Below are 548 nucleotides of genomic sequence, written 5' to 3'. Positions count from 1 at the left end.
GTTTGCTGCTGTTGCCATAACCGCTTTACCTTGTGGGATTAAGAAGTTACGTGCAAAACCTGATTTAACAGTTACTTGGTCGCCCACAGAACCTAAGTGAGCAACTTTATCTAATAAAATAACTTGCATTGTACTCGACCTCTCTATTACTGATGGTTGTCAGTGTATGGAAGTAACGCTAAGTAACGAGCGCGTTTGATTGCGCGAGCTAATTGACGTTGATACTTCGCACGAGTACCAGTGATACGGCTAGGAACAATCTTGCCGCTTTCAGAAATGTAGTTCTTTAATGTAGCGATATCTTTGTAATCGATCTCAACAACATTTTCCGCTGTGAAACGGCAGAACTTACGACGACGGAAATAACGTGCCATTTGGCTTCTCCTGATCTATAAATTCAATATGTTCGGCATGAACGACTAATTGGCTTAAACCGTTATAGTCTTTGTGAGTGTGGATAAATCCGTAAACTCTAATTTTATCGCCGAGCTTTATTTGTTGGGTTATTAAACTAAATTGATTGCCATTTAAAATCACTTGGATTTTAC

At 39.4% G+C, this 548-nt stretch carries 3 protein-coding genes; all 3 read right to left on the bottom strand.

Translation table 11 applies throughout. The features are described 5' to 3' along the window. Positions 1 to 129: 50S ribosomal protein L9 (gene rplI / locus DRV96_RS17900; RefSeq protein WP_119293629.1), on the bottom strand; the 129-nt coding region annotated here is incomplete at its 3' end. 17 nt (positions 130 to 146) lie between these two features. Further along, entirely contained in the window at positions 147 to 374 is a 228-nt protein-coding gene (gene rpsR, locus DRV96_RS17895) for a 30S ribosomal protein S18 (protein WP_005598105.1), read from the bottom strand. Then, the coding region (locus DRV96_RS17890) for a single stranded DNA-binding domain-containing protein (RefSeq protein WP_419187071.1) at positions 349 to 548 on the bottom strand (200 nt) is incomplete at its 5' end. The genes DRV96_RS17890 and rpsR, both read right to left, overlap by 26 nt.

Source organism: Azohydromonas sediminis, assembly GCF_003574675.1.
In the GTDB taxonomy this organism is placed as follows: Bacteria; Pseudomonadota; Gammaproteobacteria; order Burkholderiales; family Burkholderiaceae_C; genus Calidifontimicrobium; species Calidifontimicrobium sediminis.
This window is presented reverse-complemented; position numbering and strand designations above follow the sequence as displayed.